The sequence below is a fragment of the Ruegeria sp. AG7 genome (assembly GCF_056541545.1).
In genome coordinates this window covers 159,627-173,201 of record NZ_JBQFYP010000002.1, presented here as the reverse complement: position 1 = coordinate 173,201, position 13,575 = coordinate 159,627, and the positions used below count along the sequence as shown (strand labels likewise).

The window sequence follows — 13,575 nt, the reverse complement described above, 5'->3', positions numbered from 1 at the left end:
GCCGAAAAACTATGGCACGTTTTATTTTCATCACCGGTGGTGTGGTTTCGTCCTTGGGCAAAGGGCTGGCTTCGGCAGCTTTGGGCGCTTTGTTGCAGGCCCGCGGTTATTCGGTGCGTCTGCGCAAGCTGGACCCCTATCTGAACGTCGATCCCGGCACGATGTCGCCCTTTGAGCATGGCGAAGTGTTTGTCACCGATGATGGCGCCGAGACCGATCTGGACCTTGGCCATTACGAACGGTTCACCGGTGTCGCAGCGCGCAAGACCGACTCGGTCAGTTCCGGGCGGATTTATTCAAACGTGCTCGAGAAAGAACGCCGCGGCGATTACCTTGGCAAGACCATTCAGGTGATCCCGCACGTCACCAACGAGATCAAGGATTTCATCGCCATCGGCGAGGATGAGGTTGATTTCATGCTGTGTGAGATTGGCGGTACCGTGGGTGACATCGAAGGCCTGCCCTTCTTTGAAGCCATCCGACAGTTCAGTCAGGACAAACCGCGCGGCCAGTGTATCTTTATGCATCTGACGTTGCTGCCCTACATCAAAGCGTCGGGTGAGTTGAAAACCAAGCCTACCCAGCACTCGGTGAAAGAACTGCGCTCGATCGGTCTGGCCCCCGATATTCTGGTCTGCCGGTCCGAAGGGCCGATCCCGACCAAGGAACGGGAAAAGCTTGCCCTGTTCTGTAACGTGCGTCCGGACAGCGTGATCGCGGCGCAGGACCTGTCGACCATCTACGACGCCCCGCTGGCCTATCACCGCGAGGGGCTGGATCAGGCCGTTCTTGATGCCTTCCAGATCAGCCCCGCCCCCAAGCCCGATCTGGCCAAATGGGAAGATGTCAGCGACCGCATCCACAACGCCGAAGGCGAAGTGAAAGTGGCCATTGTCGGCAAATACACGCAGCTTGAAGACGCCTATAAGTCGATTGCCGAGGCGCTGACCCATGGCGGTATGGCCAACCGTGTGAAGGTCAAGATCGAGTGGGTGGATGCCGAAGTTTTCGACACCGAAGACGCAGCTCCGTATCTGGAAGGCTTCCACGCCATCCTCGTCCCCGGTGGATTTGGCGAGCGTGGCACCGAAGGCAAGATCAAGGCGGCGCAATATGCGCGCGAGCACAAGGTTCCCTATCTGGGCATTTGTCTTGGCATGCAGATGGCGGTGATCGAGGCAGCGCGAAACGTTGCGGGTATTACCGAAGCCGGGTCCGAGGAGTTCGACCATGAGGCCGGGAAGAAACGGTTTGAACCGGTGGTCTATCACCTCAAGGAGTGGGTACAGGGCAACCACAAGGTCGAGCGCAAGGTCGGCGACGACAAGGGCGGCACAATGCGCCTTGGGGCCTACAACGCAGTATTGGCGGACGGATCCAAAGTCGCCGAGGTCTATGGCGGCACCCAGATCGAGGAACGGCACCGCCACCGCTATGAGGTGGACATCAAGTATCGCGACAAGCTTGAAAAAGCGGGCCTGAAGTTTTCGGGCATGTCGCCGGACGGTCGTCTGCCCGAAATCGTGGAATGGGCGGATCACCCGTGGTTCATTGGCGTTCAGTACCACCCGGAACTGAAGTCCAAGCCGTTTGACCCGCATCCGCTGTTTCGCGATTTTGTGCGGGCCGCGAAAGACACCTCGCGCCTGGTCTGATCCCTGACTGTGTCGGACTGTCACCCCACGTTGTTTCGTGGGGATTGATCTCTTAACTCTGTGCAGAGGCAGGCTTTCTGCTTTTGCATTTCACGATTTCAGGAGATTTCCGATGAGCAACGCAACAACGATCAGCAACCTTCAGCAAGCGCTTCATATGGAGCTTACTGCCGCGCACCAATACCAGTTGCACGCGCACGTTTTGGACGACTGGGGCCTTGATATTCTGGCTGAGAAAATGCGGGGCGAGATGCAGGAAGAACTGGTGCATTCTGACGCCTTTATCGAACGTATCCTGTTTCTGGGTGGAACCCCCGAGCTTGCGTTTCAGAAAAGCCCAGCCGCAGCGGGCACGCTGGAAGAAATGTTCGCCTCTGATCTCCAAGACGAGAGTGAGGCCGTCGATTTCTACACCAATGCAGCGCAACAGGCGGCCGAAGTCGGTGATGTTGGTTCGCGTACATTGTTCGAACGCATCCTGATGGAAGAAGAAGGTCACAAAGCCTGGCTGGAGACACAGCTGAGCCTTCTGCAACGTCTTGGCGAATCTGCGTTTAGCGCGAAATTCGTCTCTGGCGCTGCGGGCGAAGCCTGAGGCCTTGGTTTCAAACCGGTGGAAGTCACGGGTACTTTGCACAGCTGACGCAATCTGTGCCTGTGCCGTCACCTCAAAGTGACCTGTCTGGGTGCAAAAACTCTGGCCGGGTCATTTTCACAGCGTTAGCTGTAGGATACGCGACAACAGGAGAGTTCCGATGACCAGCCAGTCCCAGAAAGCCGTGACCTTTACCAGCCTTCACAAGAAAGGCGATCCTGTCATTCTGTTCAATATCTGGGACGCTGGCAGCGCTGGCGCTGTTCGGGACGCTGGAGCCCAGGCCATCGCGACCGGCAGTGCCCCTGTTGCCATGGCGCAGGGCTATGGCGACGGGCAGAACATTCCACTTGAGGCCGCGTTGGACAATGCACGCCGCATCGTTGCAGCGGTTGACTTGCCCGTAACACTGGATTTCGAGGGCGCTTATACCGAAGACCCGCAAGGGATCGCGCAAAACGTTCAGCGCGCGCTGGACTGCGGTGTTGTTGGTTTCAACTTTGAAGACCAGATCATAGGTGGAGACGGTCTCTTTGACATCGCCACTCAAGCCAAACGTGTTGAAGCGATGTGCGACGCCTGCGCGCGCGCAGGCATTCCCGCCTATGTCAATGCGCGCACAGATATCTTCCTGAAGGCAGCAGCGGACACCCATGACGACACGATGCTGAATGAGGCCATTGCCCGTGCCAATGCCTATGCTGATGCAGGTGCCAGCGGATTCTTTGCACCCGGGCTAAAGAACGAAGCCCTGATCGCCCGGCTTTGCGAATCCACGGCCTTACCGGTCAATATCATCGCCCTGCCCGGCACGCCGGATACGCCCACCCTGGCAAAACTGGGGGTTGCGCGGATCAGCTACGGTCCGGTTCCCTATCGCCAAATGCTGGCCTGGTTGCAAACCGCAGCCAAAGAGGCCCTGACCTGGTAATCACAGGTCTTTGTTTCCTCAGCACAAATTGCAACCCATGGATATTGGGCTATGATTGATTGTTGGCCGGTGTGTACCAGATGCCGCACAGCTCTGATTCAGCCTGGGACACACGCAATACCATAGAGCGACCAGCATTTCGTGCTTGGCCGATCACGACCTGTCGTCTAGGTGTTTGTTATGTTGAAAAGGTTCTTTAAGGCGCTCAGACCGCCTCATCATGAACAGTTGCCGGACCCGGATGCAGAACTTGCTCTGGGTGCTCTGATGGTGCGCGTCGCGCAGGCAGATCGCGATTACAAGCTGGAAGAGATCAGTCTGATCGACAAGATACTGGCCCGTCTGTACCAGCATAACGCGATTGAGGCAGCTAAGGTGCGTGCCACCTGTGAAAAGCTCCATGCTGCGGCACCGGAAACTGATACGTTCGGCAAACTGATCCGGGAAACCACGGATCTGAAAGAGCGGCTGGCAGCCCTTGACGCGTTGTGGGAAATCGTTCTGGCGGATGGCAGTTCGGACGAGGGCGAGATAAAGATCGTCGAAGAAGCCCGCATTGCCATGGGCCTGAGCTACAATGACAGTCAGGCAGCGCGCGAGCGCGTCCAAAGCCGCTTGGATGTGAGTTAAGCGCCCGCTATATCTTACCCATGTTCAGTGACTTTCTTTCCAGGCTCACACAGCCCAAGCCCGACCCGCTTGTCGAAGATGATGCCCGCCTGGCCCTGACGGCCCTGCTGGTGCGTCTGGCACGATCTGACAACGATTATTCTGCCTCCGAAATGTCGCGCATCGACCGCATATCGGCAGAACGATACGGTTTGTCCCCATTCGAAAGCGCGGCTTTGCGCGCCCGTGCCGAAGATCTGGAGGCTGAAGCCCCCGACACGGTCCGTTTTACCCGCGCCATCAAGGAAGCAGTCGCTTATGAAAACCGGCTGGCGGTGGTTCAGGCGCTGTGGTCAGTGGCCCTGGCTGATGGCCACCGCACGGGTGAGGAGGACTCGCTGCTGCGTCTGGTTGTCAGCCTGCTGGGGGTCAGCGACGTGGATTCGGCTTTGGCCCGGCAAAAGGCCGCCAAATCTTGATAGCCATGCTTGGCATGTACGACATGCCCGAGGTTCAGGCCGCCAATGGTCGGTTCTGGGGGTTGATTCGCGCGAATCTGGGTTACGGGCCAGAACAGCTGACCCGAGACGCCGATGTTTGGCAGGTTTGGCTTGATCCCGATCTGGTGCTGGCACAGACCTGTGGAATGCCCTATCGCACACGCTTGCATGGTCGTGTTCAACTGGTGGGCACCCCGGATTACGGCCTGCCCGGTTGCCCTGCCGGGCATTATTGCTCGGTCTTTGTGGCGCGGCGCGACGACGACCGCACGCTGGCGGGAATGACTGACGGTATCTTCGCATATAACGAAGCATTGTCCCAATCCGGCTGGGCGGCACCCATCACGTATTTATCCCGGGAGAACCTGTATCCTGCGTCGTTGTTGGAGACAGGCGGTCACGCGCTGTCAGCGCAGGCGGTCTCGGAGGGGAAGGCAGATTTCGCGGCGCTGGATGCGTTGACCTGGATGATGTTGCAAGAACATACCGATCTGGGCGAAAGCCTGCGCGAACTGGCAAAAACCGCTTCTACACCGACCCTGCCCTATATTACGGGACCCGACCAAAACGCGGATCTGGTCGCAGACGCAGTTCGGGCAGCAATAGAAAACCTTGCCGAACACGACCGCAAAACGCTGCACATTCAGGGGCTGATCGACATCCCGGCGGAGGAGTACCTGTCCGTACCGACCCCGCCACCGCCATGCGCCCAGCGGATAATCTGATGGCCAAATTGTCGGGTGCATTTGGTCAATTTGACAGTTTCCGACCCTGAATTTGCGAATTGCACATTGCATTGAGCAAATTTTTCGGCCCTAGTACCGCACCAACACCACAAACTACTGGACTGCCCGTGACAGAAACCGCTCCCGTCATCGAAATCAAAAACCTTCACAAAAGCTTCGGCAATCTGGAAGTGTTGAAGGGGGTGGACATCACAGCGCATGGCGGCGACGTGGTCTCGTTGATCGGGTCATCGGGGTCAGGAAAATCAACTTTGCTGCGCTGCTGCAATCTGTTGGAAGACAGCCAGCAGGGCGAAATCCTGTTCAAAGGCGAACCTGTCAAATGGTCGGGCGATAGCCATGGGCGCCGCCCCGCGGACCCCAAGCAGGTCCTGCGCATCCGCACCAACCTGTCGATGGTGTTTCAGCAGTTCAATCTGTGGGCGCATATGACCATCCTGCAAAATGTCATGGAAGCCCCCGTGACCGTTCTGGGCCGCGACAAGGCCGAAGTGGAAGACAGCGCGCGCAAATACCTTGAGAAAGTTGGCATTGGCGACAAATGCGACGCCTATCCGGCGCAATTGTCCGGCGGTCAGCAACAGCGCGCCGCTATCGCGCGGGGGCTGTGCATGGAACCACAGGCGCTGTTGTTCGACGAACCGACCTCGGCGCTGGATCCCGAACTGGAACAGGAAGTGATCAAGGTGATCAAGGATCTGGCAGCCGAAGGGCGCACCATGATCATCGTGACTCATGACATGAAAATGGCGGCAGATATCTCGAGCCACGTGGTATTTCTTCATCAGGGCCTGATCGAGGAAGAAGGTTTGCCCGAAGATATCTTTACGTCACCCGAATCCGAGCGGCTTCGGGGCTTTCTCTCCGCCACTCAGGCGGCTTAACTTCAAGAACAGAACCAAAACTGGGGAGTAACCAATGAAAAACCTGATTCTGTCCACTGCGGCCCTGGCGCTGACTGCTGGTATCGCCATGGCCGACACGGTCCGCATGGGCACCGAGGGCGCCTACCCTCCGTACAACTTCATCAACGATGCAGGTGAAATCGACGGGTTCGAGCGTGAAGTCGGCGACGAGCTGTGCAAACGCGCCAACCTGGAGTGTGAATGGGTCAAGAACGACTGGGATTCGATCATTCCGAACCTGGTCTCGGGCAACTACGACACCATCATCGCCGGTATGTCGATCACAGCCGAACGTGATGAGGTCATCGACTTTACCCAAGACTATTACCCGCCGACCGCTTCGGCCTATGTTGCGACCTCTGACTCGGCAGACGTAACCGGCGGTGTCGTTGCGGCGCAAACCGCCACGATCCAGGCAGGCCACGTTGCCGAATCCGGTGCAACCCTGGTCGAATTCGCGACCCCGGAAGAAACCATTGCAGCTGTCCGTAACGGCGAAGCCGATGCAGTTCTGGCCGACCGCGACTATCTGGTGCCGCTGGTCGAGGAATCGGGCGGTGAGCTGGTCTTTGTCGGCGATCCGGTTCCGCTGGGCGGCGGCGTCGGCATGGGCCTGCGTGAAAGCGACGGTGAACTGCGCGGCAAGTTCGACGAAGCCATCACTTCGATGAAAGCCGACGGCACGCTGAACGAGATGCTGATCAAGTGGTTCGGTGAAGGCACCGCCACATACGGTACTGACGGTTCGGTCGTCACCAACTAAGACCTGACCAATCCCGGTCCGGTGCCTCGGCACCGGGCCGATTCCGGCCTAGCCGGAACAGACGTTGGAAAGACGCCATATGTTCTCGTACTGCGCTGATCCTGACACGCTGGGCACGTTCCGCTGGTTTTCATGCTACCTGACCAATGGCGTACACTGGTCGTTCTACCTGTCTTTCATCAAGGTTTTGGCCCTGCTGGCTGTGACCGCGCCCGTCGCACTTGGCTTCGGGTTTGCAGGTGCCATGGCGGCGCGCTCGCATTTCCCCCCGCTCAGCTGGCTGGGCAAAGGGTATATCGCGATTGTGCGCGGCGTGCCCGACATTGCGTTTTTCCTGTTTTTCGTCATCGCACTGGATCAGGCGTTCGAGTGGACGCGGCATAAGATATTGTGCCCGGACTGGACCGACCCAATCCGCCAGGGCAATGATTTCCTTGTTTGTCAGGCTGCCAAGCTGCCACTCGGGACCGCGCCTGAATGGATGCATGAAACCTATGGGTTTTTCCTGGCGGTCATCACCTTCTCTATCGTTTTTGGCGCCTTTGCGGCCAATGTCCTGTTCGGGGGGATGCGCGCCGTACCACATGCGCAGCTGGAAACGGCCGAAGCTTATGGTATGAACCGCCGCCAGACCTTCTGGCGCATCCTGGTGCCTCAGATGTGGGTCTACGCGCTGCCCGGCCTGTCCAATCTGTGGATGGTGCTGATCAAGGCGACGCCCCTGCTCTTCCTGCTGGGTGTTGAAGATATCGTGTATTGGGCGCGCGAACTGGGCGGCACCAAAACCTCGAAATTCACGCAATACCCGCATGGCGACTGGCGCATGTGGTATTTCCTGTTCCTGCTGATCTTCTACCTTGGCATGACCCGTTTCTCGGAACTTGGGTTGGAAAAACTGATGCGGCGATTGTCCCACGGACAGGCCACTTCGGGCGGAGAGCTTCTGCGCAAGGAGACCACGGCATGATGATCCGCATTCAAGACCGCAACCGGGTGTCGCACGCGATTGCACAGCAATCTCCTTCGCGCACGCAATCTCCTTTCCAAGGAGCCCGAGCATGAGCTGCATCCAGACCATTCAGGATTACGGCCTGCGTTCGCTTGGCATTGGGGAGCGCCTGCTGCCCAAGACCGATTTCACCCTGTGCGAACAGTTCACCCTGATCGGATCGGGCATGATCTGGAACATCTATTTCGGCGTCATGGCGCTGGCGACCGGGTTCTTTCTGGCCACTGCACTGGCCGTCGGCAAAGCCTCGACCAACAAATGGCTGCGCAAACCTGCCGAATGGTTCATCTTCCTGTTCCGGGGCTCGCCGCTCTTTATCCAGTTCTTCTTTGCCTATTTCTTCTTCCTGTCGCTGAAGAAAACCTATCCAATGTTTGACGCCTTCACCTCGGCTTGGCTCGGCGCACTGATCGTGCTGTTCCTGAACACCGCCGCTTATTCAGGTGAGATTTTTTATGGTGCTCTGCGCTCGATCCCCAAGGGAGATATCGAAGCGGCAGATGCCTATGGTATGTCCGGCTGGTCGCGGTTTCGGCGGATCGTCTGGCCAACCATGCTGCGGCTGGCCTGGCCTGCCTACACGAACGAAGCCATCTTTCTGTTCCACGCCACCACGCTGGTCTTCTTCTCGGCCTTTCCGGCCTGGCAGCAGCGCGGCGACGCGCTCTATTACGCCAGCTATTTCGCGGACAAGACGTTCAACCCGTTTATTCCCTATCCAATTCTGGCGTTCTATTTCATCTTGCTGACATTGGTGATTGTCGGGGGTTTTGGCCTCATCAACAAACGCCTGAACCGCCACCTGCCCACTGCGAAACGGGTGAAAATGCGGTTCAAACTGAACCTGGCGCGCTAAAGATCAGCGCGCCGGACTTTCCGGCGTTCGAGCCTACACTATGTTTGTAATGCGCTTGGCGGTGCGAACACGGACAGTCGATTTTGGGGGAATGGTACCGCCTCCCTGGCTTGAACAGGGGACCTCTGGATCCACAATCCAGCGCTCTAACCAACTGAGCTAAGGCGGCACTTCGTGAGGGGCGATGTACCGAACGCGCCGGGGGAATGCAAGAGGATTAAAGCCGAATTCTCCAGCTTTGTTCGACAAGATCGACCCCAAAGGAATGCACCGGTTTGCTGTCGATCAGTTCCCAGCCAAACGCCCTGTAAAGCGCGCAGGCAGCCGTATGGCTTTCATGGGTCCACAGAACCATTTCCCGATATCCAGCCTCGCGTGCAAAATCTGTACAGGTCTGTAACAGCCGTTTTCCCAACCCAAGTCCGCGCGCCTCGGGGACAAGCAGGAAGAGGCGCAGTTTGGCGGTCGTCTGGTCCACGCGCACGCAGAAGATGCTACCCAATCTTTGTCCAGCCCGTTCAGCAATCCAGCCTTTTTCAAAGGACGGGTCGTTGTCTGCAATGAACTCCTCAAGGATGCGCGCAACCAATGGGGCAAAACTGTCATCAAATCCTTCGTCGCGCGCATAGAGCAACCCGTGCTGTTCAACCAGCCACGCGGCATCATCGGGGCGAAACGTTCTGAGAACCACTTTATCCATGTCTTATCTGACCGCAAAGGTGACTTGATTCTCAACCCCGTGCACGCTAGCACGAATGCTCAGTCTCGGAGGCACAGATGGGCATCAATACCGAACGCGATATACAGGCCAACCTGCAAATCGGCCCGACCGATCAGGGGATGGTACGCTTGTTCATCGAAGCCGACGGCATCGAGATTCCGATGGATTTCGATCCCGAGGAAGCCGAAGAAATCGCAGACGAGATCCGCGCCGCGATACAGGCCGCCCTCGCCGTCAAAGGCTGAGCTTTTTACAAGCGCGGATCGCGCAGTGCATGCAGTCGGCGTGCTGCATCTGTTGCAAATTTCTGGATCATCTTTTTGCGCCGCGCTGGAGCAAGCTTGTCCTCGGGCGCCATGCGCACGATCTCGGCATCATAGGCATCAGCAATGATCAAGCCCGTTTCGTCAGGTAACAGATCGGTCGGAAACTCGGTATCCACGGCCCAGAAGAATCGGTCGCACCATTCCAGATAGCCCTGCCATTTGGCATCCGATTGATAATCGGCACGGCTGGATTTGCATTCGATCACCCAAATCTCACCTTTGGGACCCAGCCCCATCACATCGACACGCAGACCACGTGCCGGAACGAATTCTTCAACAGAAACAAAACCATGCGCGGCAAGGTGGCGTGCGACGCCACGCGCCAGTTTCTGTCCGGGCTGCAGATCTAAAGTCATGTCAGAAATGTGAACAATTAGGGAACAAAAGTAAAGTGCTGCGTCGTACTTGACATGATACCTTTGGGTGTCGCATTAATATGATACCAAATGGTATCTCTTCTGGGGTTGCTTATGGATAACCGAACTCAAAACGCGTTTCGTGCGCTGGCCGATCCCACACGTAGGGACATTGTGCAATTGCTCTCGTCTCAAGACATGACCATCGGGCAGTTGACAGACCGGTTCGACATGACCCGGGCCGCGGTCAAAAAACATCTGACCGTGCTATCCGACGGCGGCTTGATCACCGTTGAAACCCGCGGCCGCGAACGCATTAACCGTCTTGAACCACAGGGGATGGCCCCCGTTCTGGACTGGCTCAGATATTTTGACCAGTTCTGGGACGATCGCCTCAACTCTCTCAAGGAAGCTGTTGAAAGGAAATCGAAATGACCGATGCAGTTCTGAATAAATCGATCTTTCTGAGGGCCGAGCCGGAAACGGTTTGGGCTTATCTTACAGACCCGGATCGTCTGGCGGAATGGTTCCACAAACCTCAACATACTCTGTCTGCCGGTCAAAAGCTGGAGATGTTTGGCACAACAAGCGGCGACCTGTTGATCTGGGGTGAGGTTCGCGTTGCCAACCCTCCCAAATATCTGGAATACACGTTCACCGTAAAACCGATGGGCGACGCGGTGAGCGTAGTCAAGTGGACCCTGGAACCCGTCGCAGGCGGGACGCGCCTTGACCTGCGGCATGAAGGCCTGCCGCAGGGGGCCGATGCCTTTGGCCTGATCCTGGCGCTGGACAAGGGTTGGGACGAGCACTTTGGCAAGATGCGCACGGTATTGCACGAAACTGTTGATGCCTGACCCCTTGTGCGAACCCGTCATACGCCCTACTTAAGCGCGTGGCGGGTTCTGCCCTTCTTGTGAAAGGTAGCATTCTGGTGGCCTTAAGCAATTCCGAGGGGGCTGGCTCTGTTCAGGTCCTGGCCTGATTACCTGGCGCCCACCTGTATATACAGGTCCTCGGGAATCAAACCACACGGTTGTTTGGTGGTCCCGCCACATTTTCCACGGAAGTTCAGCGCCCTGCGCGGGCTTCCTGCTTTGCAACCGCCGGTTCAAAGCTGTGTACAACAGGTGTCCCCCGGCGCGGGCCTTGCGGCTTTTCTGCCATGCTCATGATCTTGTAGGCGAACTGGACACCGGCAAAGACAATGCCGTTCATGAACCAGATCATCACCAAAGCGATAAAGCCGATTTCCGAACTGGTTATCAGATGGCGGAGGTTTGCGACATTCAGCGCCAACAGAACGCCGACAAACACAGCCGAAATGACAAAGCCCCAGGCAACTTGCGCGATATAAAGGCGGATCAGTTTGGGCATGGCGAACCTCTTTGCGCTATGACATTCAAGTTAGCGCATATCTGGTTCTCGTAAAGGCGTCAGAATGCCTCGGGCTGTGCCTCGCGCGCCATGTGATCCAGCACAGCGTTGACGAATTTCGGCTCTTTGCCTTCCGGGAAAAACGCACGCGCCACATCGACGAATTCGGTGATGACAACCTTTGGCGGCGTGTCGCTTTGGGTCAGCTCGGCACCTGCGGCACGGAACACCGCACGAAGGGTCGGATCGATGCGCGCGATCGGCCATTTGGCCACCAACGCACGGTCAGTCATCTGGTCGATGGCCGCCTGATAGTTCACCGCATTGTCAACCAGGGACCTGAAAACCGAGATATCGCCGTCCAGCATCTCCTCGCCCTCATAGACGGCGCCAAACCGGTGATCCAGAAACTCGTTCACGACAGCTTCGGTCGTTTGCCCGGACTGTTCCATCTGGAACAGCGCCTGCACGGCATAAAGCCGGGCGGCGGATTTCATCAGGCGTTTCTGGTTGGCCGGTTTCGGCGCGTCTGTCTTGGTCATGCTGTCGAGGGTCCGTTGCTGTCGCCCGCCACAAGGATGGACTCGGACGGCGGCTTGAAACCAACGCCCTTTTTGGAAGAGCCCCACTTACGGCTGAGCGCGATCAGATGCAAGGCCGCAGCAGCAGCCCCACCCCCTTTATTCATCTTTTTGGGGTTCGCGCGGACTTCGGCCTGCGCGTCATTTTCTACGGTCAGAATGCCGTTACCGATGCACAGGCCCTGCAGGCCCATCAACTGGATGGCCCGGCTGGAGTCGTTGCAAACGGTTTCGTAATGCGTGGTCTCACCGCGAATGACGCAGCCCAGCGCGACATAGCCGTCAAAGTTGCATTGACGGTCGGCCATAGCGATGGCGGTTGGGATTTCCAGCGCGCCGGGCACCTCGACCACTTCGCAGGTGCCACCCGCGGCTTCGATTTCGGCCTTCGCGCCCTCGATCAGGTTATCGGCAATCGCACGATAAAACGGCGCCGCCACGATCAGCAGCTTGACTGGCTTGTCAAATGTCGGTGTCGGCAGAACGCCATGTTCGTCTTGAGCAGCCATGATCAGTCTTCCTTCAGAATCGAACGGGTGCCGACGATGGACAGGCCAAACGCGTCAAGCCCCAGATATACGGTTTGCGGCGAGTCGGTCAGCAGAACCAGTTCCTGAATTCCCATCTTGGACAGGATCTGCGCCCCCAGGCCGGTTTGTTTGATGGTGCGCGGCCCCTCGTCACCCGTAGCGTATAGCGAGTTGCGCGGTTGACGGAACAGGCAGACCACGCCCCGTCCTTCTTCAGCAATCTTTTCCATGGCGCGCGGCAGTTCGCGCGAGGATTTCGGACCAAGACCCAGAATATCGGGGGCCTCGTGCAGAGCATGGGTGCGGGTCAACACCGGTTCGGGTGTGGTGATGTCGCCCTTGATCATGACCACATGTTCGATGCCATGGGTCTGATCGGTGAACAGCCGCATCTCCCACTCGCCGCCATATTCTGACGTCACCATCTGACGCGAGGTTTCAACCACCAGATTGTCGTTGCGCGACCGGTAGGCAATCAGGTCACTGATCGTGCCGATCTTCATGTTGTGCTCTTGCGCAAACTCAACCAGATCGGGCAGACGCGCCATGGTGCCGTCGGGTTTCATAATCTCGCAGATCACGCCCGAGGGGTTCAGACCGGCCAGACGCGAGATATCAACGGCAGCCTCGGTATGACCGGCACGCACCAGCACCCCGCCCCGCTTGGCGCGCAAGGGGAAGACGTGGCCGGGCGTTGCGATATGGGCCATCGTGTTCTGCTCGTTGATCGCAGTTGCCACGGTCAGCGCACGGTCGGCGGCAGAGATCCCGGTACTGACCCCTTCGCGCGCTTCGATGGACACGGTGAATGCGGTTTCGTGCCGGGACGAGTTGTTCACTGCCATCATCGGCAACCCAAGCGCTTCGACACGTTCCGCTGTCATCGGCAGACAGATAAGGCCACGGCCATGGGTGGCCATAAAGTTAATGGCCTCGGCATCGGCGAACTCGGCAGCAATCACCAGATCGCCCTCGTTTTCGCGATCCTCGTGGTCGACCAGAATATACATCCGGCCCGCACGCGCCTCTTCAATAATGTCTTCGATCGGGCTGATCGCGTCGCGCAGCCGGGCCTCGACCGGGCCGGGTGTCTCAAAGCTCATTGGGCAGCCTTT

General features: G+C 57.7%; 19 protein-coding genes and 1 tRNA gene. 13 read left to right on the top strand and 7 right to left on the bottom strand.

The features are described from left to right. Window positions 1-11 precede the first annotated feature (11 nt). The 10 genes from ACR0BF_RS03830 (at window position 12) to ACR0BF_RS03785 (ending at window position 8,569) form a co-directional block, all read left to right on the top strand. The gene (locus ACR0BF_RS03830; protein WP_480476454.1) at window positions 12-1,655 is read left to right on the top strand and encodes a CTP synthase; all 1,644 of its coding nucleotides are present in this window, start codon (window positions 12-14) and stop codon (window positions 1,653-1,655) included. A gap of 112 nt (window positions 1,656-1,767) precedes the next feature. Then, window positions 1,768-2,250: a bacterioferritin gene (locus tag ACR0BF_RS03825; protein ID WP_480476452.1), complete on the top strand. Its 483-nt coding sequence runs from the start codon at window positions 1,768-1,770 to the stop codon at window positions 2,248-2,250. Window positions 2,251-2,410: 160 nt separating this feature from the next. Beyond that, window positions 2,411-3,181 carry an isocitrate lyase/PEP mutase family protein gene (locus ACR0BF_RS03820; protein ID WP_480624304.1) on the top strand — a complete coding sequence of 257 codons (771 nt, stop codon included), beginning with the start codon at window positions 2,411-2,413 and terminating at the stop codon, window positions 3,179-3,181. Between the two features lie 180 nt (window positions 3,182-3,361). Further along, the gene (locus ACR0BF_RS03815) at window positions 3,362-3,811 is read left to right on the top strand and encodes a tellurite resistance TerB family protein (RefSeq protein WP_209504295.1); all 450 of its coding nucleotides are present in this window, start codon (window positions 3,362-3,364) and stop codon (window positions 3,809-3,811) included. 20 nt (window positions 3,812-3,831) lie between these two features. Beyond that, window positions 3,832-4,269 (top strand): tellurite resistance TerB family protein, encoded by a 438-nt coding sequence (locus ACR0BF_RS03810; RefSeq protein WP_480476448.1) that lies wholly within the window; start codon window positions 3,832-3,834, stop codon window positions 4,267-4,269. After that, on the top strand, window positions 4,266-5,015 hold the full coding sequence (locus ACR0BF_RS03805; protein ID WP_480624303.1) for a phosphate/phosphite/phosphonate ABC transporter substrate-binding protein: 750 nt from the start codon (window positions 4,266-4,268) through the stop codon (window positions 5,013-5,015). The genes ACR0BF_RS03810 and ACR0BF_RS03805 overlap by 4 nt, the downstream gene beginning before the upstream one ends. A 128-nt stretch (window positions 5,016-5,143) precedes the next feature. Then, window positions 5,144-5,920 carry an ABC transporter ATP-binding protein gene (locus ACR0BF_RS03800; RefSeq protein WP_209504298.1) on the top strand — a complete coding sequence of 259 codons (777 nt, stop codon included), beginning with the start codon at window positions 5,144-5,146 and terminating at the stop codon, window positions 5,918-5,920. Window positions 5,921-5,954: 34 nt separating this feature from the next. After that, window positions 5,955-6,704, top strand: a complete 750-nt coding sequence (locus ACR0BF_RS03795; protein ID WP_209595836.1) for a transporter substrate-binding domain-containing protein — start codon at window positions 5,955-5,957, stop codon at window positions 6,702-6,704. 79 nt (window positions 6,705-6,783) lie between these two features. Continuing rightward, window positions 6,784-7,671 carry an ABC transporter permease gene (locus ACR0BF_RS03790; RefSeq protein WP_480517728.1) on the top strand — a complete coding sequence of 296 codons (888 nt, stop codon included), beginning with the start codon at window positions 6,784-6,786 and terminating at the stop codon, window positions 7,669-7,671. A 91-nt stretch (window positions 7,672-7,762) separates the two neighbouring features. Beyond that, window positions 7,763-8,569 (top strand): ABC transporter permease, encoded by an 807-nt coding sequence (locus ACR0BF_RS03785; protein WP_480476442.1) that lies wholly within the window; start codon window positions 7,763-7,765, stop codon window positions 8,567-8,569. A gap of 92 nt (window positions 8,570-8,661) precedes the next feature. Here the strand turns inward: ACR0BF_RS03785 and ACR0BF_RS03780 are convergent. Continuing rightward, window positions 8,662-8,738, bottom strand: a tRNA-His gene (locus tag ACR0BF_RS03780). 48 nt (window positions 8,739-8,786) lie between these two features. Beyond that, on the bottom strand, window positions 8,787-9,269 hold the full coding sequence (locus tag ACR0BF_RS03775) for a GNAT family N-acetyltransferase (protein WP_480476440.1): 483 nt from the start codon (window positions 9,267-9,269) through the stop codon (window positions 8,787-8,789). A 77-nt stretch (window positions 9,270-9,346) separates the two neighbouring features. On the opposite strand from ACR0BF_RS03775, the gene ACR0BF_RS03770 reads away from it, so the two are divergent. Continuing rightward, window positions 9,347-9,535 (top strand): DUF6324 family protein, encoded by a 189-nt coding sequence (locus ACR0BF_RS03770; protein WP_117869403.1) that lies wholly within the window; start codon window positions 9,347-9,349, stop codon window positions 9,533-9,535. A gap of 5 nt (window positions 9,536-9,540) precedes the next feature. Here ACR0BF_RS03770 and ACR0BF_RS03765 read toward each other — a convergent pair whose 3' ends face one another. Then, the gene (locus ACR0BF_RS03765) at window positions 9,541-9,972 is read right to left on the bottom strand and encodes an MmcB family DNA repair protein (RefSeq protein WP_480493473.1); all 432 of its coding nucleotides are present in this window, start codon (window positions 9,970-9,972) and stop codon (window positions 9,541-9,543) included. Between the two features lie 114 nt (window positions 9,973-10,086). Between ACR0BF_RS03765 and ACR0BF_RS03760 the strand changes: the two genes are divergently transcribed. Further along, the gene (locus ACR0BF_RS03760) at window positions 10,087-10,407 is read left to right on the top strand and encodes an ArsR/SmtB family transcription factor (protein WP_480476940.1); all 321 of its coding nucleotides are present in this window, start codon (window positions 10,087-10,089) and stop codon (window positions 10,405-10,407) included. Then, a complete protein-coding gene (locus ACR0BF_RS03755) occupies window positions 10,404-10,829 on the top strand; it encodes an SRPBCC family protein (RefSeq protein WP_480624302.1) in 426 nt (141 codons plus the stop codon). The genes ACR0BF_RS03760 and ACR0BF_RS03755 overlap by 4 nt, the downstream gene beginning before the upstream one ends. Window positions 10,830-11,043: 214 nt before the next feature. Here ACR0BF_RS03755 and ACR0BF_RS03750 read toward each other — a convergent pair whose 3' ends face one another. Genes ACR0BF_RS03750 through ribB form a run of 4 tightly spaced genes read right to left on the bottom strand, consistent with a single transcriptional unit; the run spans window position 11,044 to window position 13,563 of the window. Next, a complete protein-coding gene (locus tag ACR0BF_RS03750) occupies window positions 11,044-11,349 on the bottom strand; it encodes a hypothetical protein (protein WP_480604117.1) in 306 nt (101 codons plus the stop codon). 59 nt (window positions 11,350-11,408) lie between these two features. Next, window positions 11,409-11,891 (bottom strand): transcription antitermination factor NusB, encoded by a 483-nt coding sequence (nusB, locus tag ACR0BF_RS03745; RefSeq protein ID WP_209504306.1) that lies wholly within the window; start codon window positions 11,889-11,891, stop codon window positions 11,409-11,411. Continuing rightward, on the bottom strand, window positions 11,888-12,439 hold the full coding sequence (locus ACR0BF_RS03740; protein ID WP_480493476.1) for a 6,7-dimethyl-8-ribityllumazine synthase: 552 nt from the start codon (window positions 12,437-12,439) through the stop codon (window positions 11,888-11,890). Before ACR0BF_RS03740 ends, nusB begins: the two co-directional genes overlap by 4 nt. A 2-nt stretch (window positions 12,440-12,441) precedes the next feature. Beyond that, entirely contained in the window at window positions 12,442-13,563 is a 1,122-nt protein-coding gene (gene ribB, locus ACR0BF_RS03735) for a 3,4-dihydroxy-2-butanone-4-phosphate synthase (RefSeq protein WP_209504308.1), read from the bottom strand. Window positions 13,564-13,575: the final 12 nt, after the last annotated feature.

Bases quoted from the DNA above. Each gene is read 5' to 3' on its own strand.
- ACR0BF_RS03830 (WP_480476454.1), top strand. From the start codon at position 12: ATGGCACGTTTTATTTTCATCACCGGTGGTGTGGTTTCGTCCTTGGGC.
- ACR0BF_RS03825 (WP_480476452.1), top strand. From the start codon at position 1,768: ATGAGCAACGCAACAACGATCAGCAACCTTCAGCAAGCGCTTCATATG.
- ACR0BF_RS03820 (WP_480624304.1), top strand. From the start codon at position 2,411: ATGACCAGCCAGTCCCAGAAAGCCGTGACCTTTACCAGCCTTCACAAG.
- ACR0BF_RS03815 (WP_209504295.1), top strand. From the start codon at position 3,362: ATGTTGAAAAGGTTCTTTAAGGCGCTCAGACCGCCTCATCATGAACAG.
- ACR0BF_RS03810 (WP_480476448.1), top strand. From the start codon at position 3,832: ATGTTCAGTGACTTTCTTTCCAGGCTCACACAGCCCAAGCCCGACCCG.
- ACR0BF_RS03795 (WP_209595836.1), top strand. From the start codon at position 5,955: ATGAAAAACCTGATTCTGTCCACTGCGGCCCTGGCGCTGACTGCTGGT.
- ACR0BF_RS03790 (WP_480517728.1), top strand. From the start codon at position 6,784: ATGTTCTCGTACTGCGCTGATCCTGACACGCTGGGCACGTTCCGCTGG.
- ACR0BF_RS03785 (WP_480476442.1), top strand. From the start codon at position 7,763: ATGAGCTGCATCCAGACCATTCAGGATTACGGCCTGCGTTCGCTTGGC.
- ACR0BF_RS03775 (WP_480476440.1), bottom strand. From the start codon at position 9,269: ATGGATAAAGTGGTTCTCAGAACGTTTCGCCCCGATGATGCCGCGTGG.
- ACR0BF_RS03770 (WP_117869403.1), top strand. From the start codon at position 9,347: ATGGGCATCAATACCGAACGCGATATACAGGCCAACCTGCAAATCGGC.
- ACR0BF_RS03765 (WP_480493473.1), bottom strand. From the start codon at position 9,972: ATGACTTTAGATCTGCAGCCCGGACAGAAACTGGCGCGTGGCGTCGCA.
- ACR0BF_RS03760 (WP_480476940.1), top strand. From the start codon at position 10,087: ATGGATAACCGAACTCAAAACGCGTTTCGTGCGCTGGCCGATCCCACA.
- ACR0BF_RS03755 (WP_480624302.1), top strand. From the start codon at position 10,404: ATGACCGATGCAGTTCTGAATAAATCGATCTTTCTGAGGGCCGAGCCG.
- ACR0BF_RS03750 (WP_480604117.1), bottom strand. From the start codon at position 11,349: ATGCCCAAACTGATCCGCCTTTATATCGCGCAAGTTGCCTGGGGCTTT.
- nusB (WP_209504306.1), bottom strand. From the start codon at position 11,891: ATGACCAAGACAGACGCGCCGAAACCGGCCAACCAGAAACGCCTGATG.
- ACR0BF_RS03740 (WP_480493476.1), bottom strand. From the start codon at position 12,439: ATGGCTGCTCAAGACGAACATGGCGTTCTGCCGACACCGACATTTGAC.
- ribB (WP_209504308.1), bottom strand. From the start codon at position 13,563: ATGAGCTTTGAGACACCCGGCCCGGTCGAGGCCCGGCTGCGCGACGCG.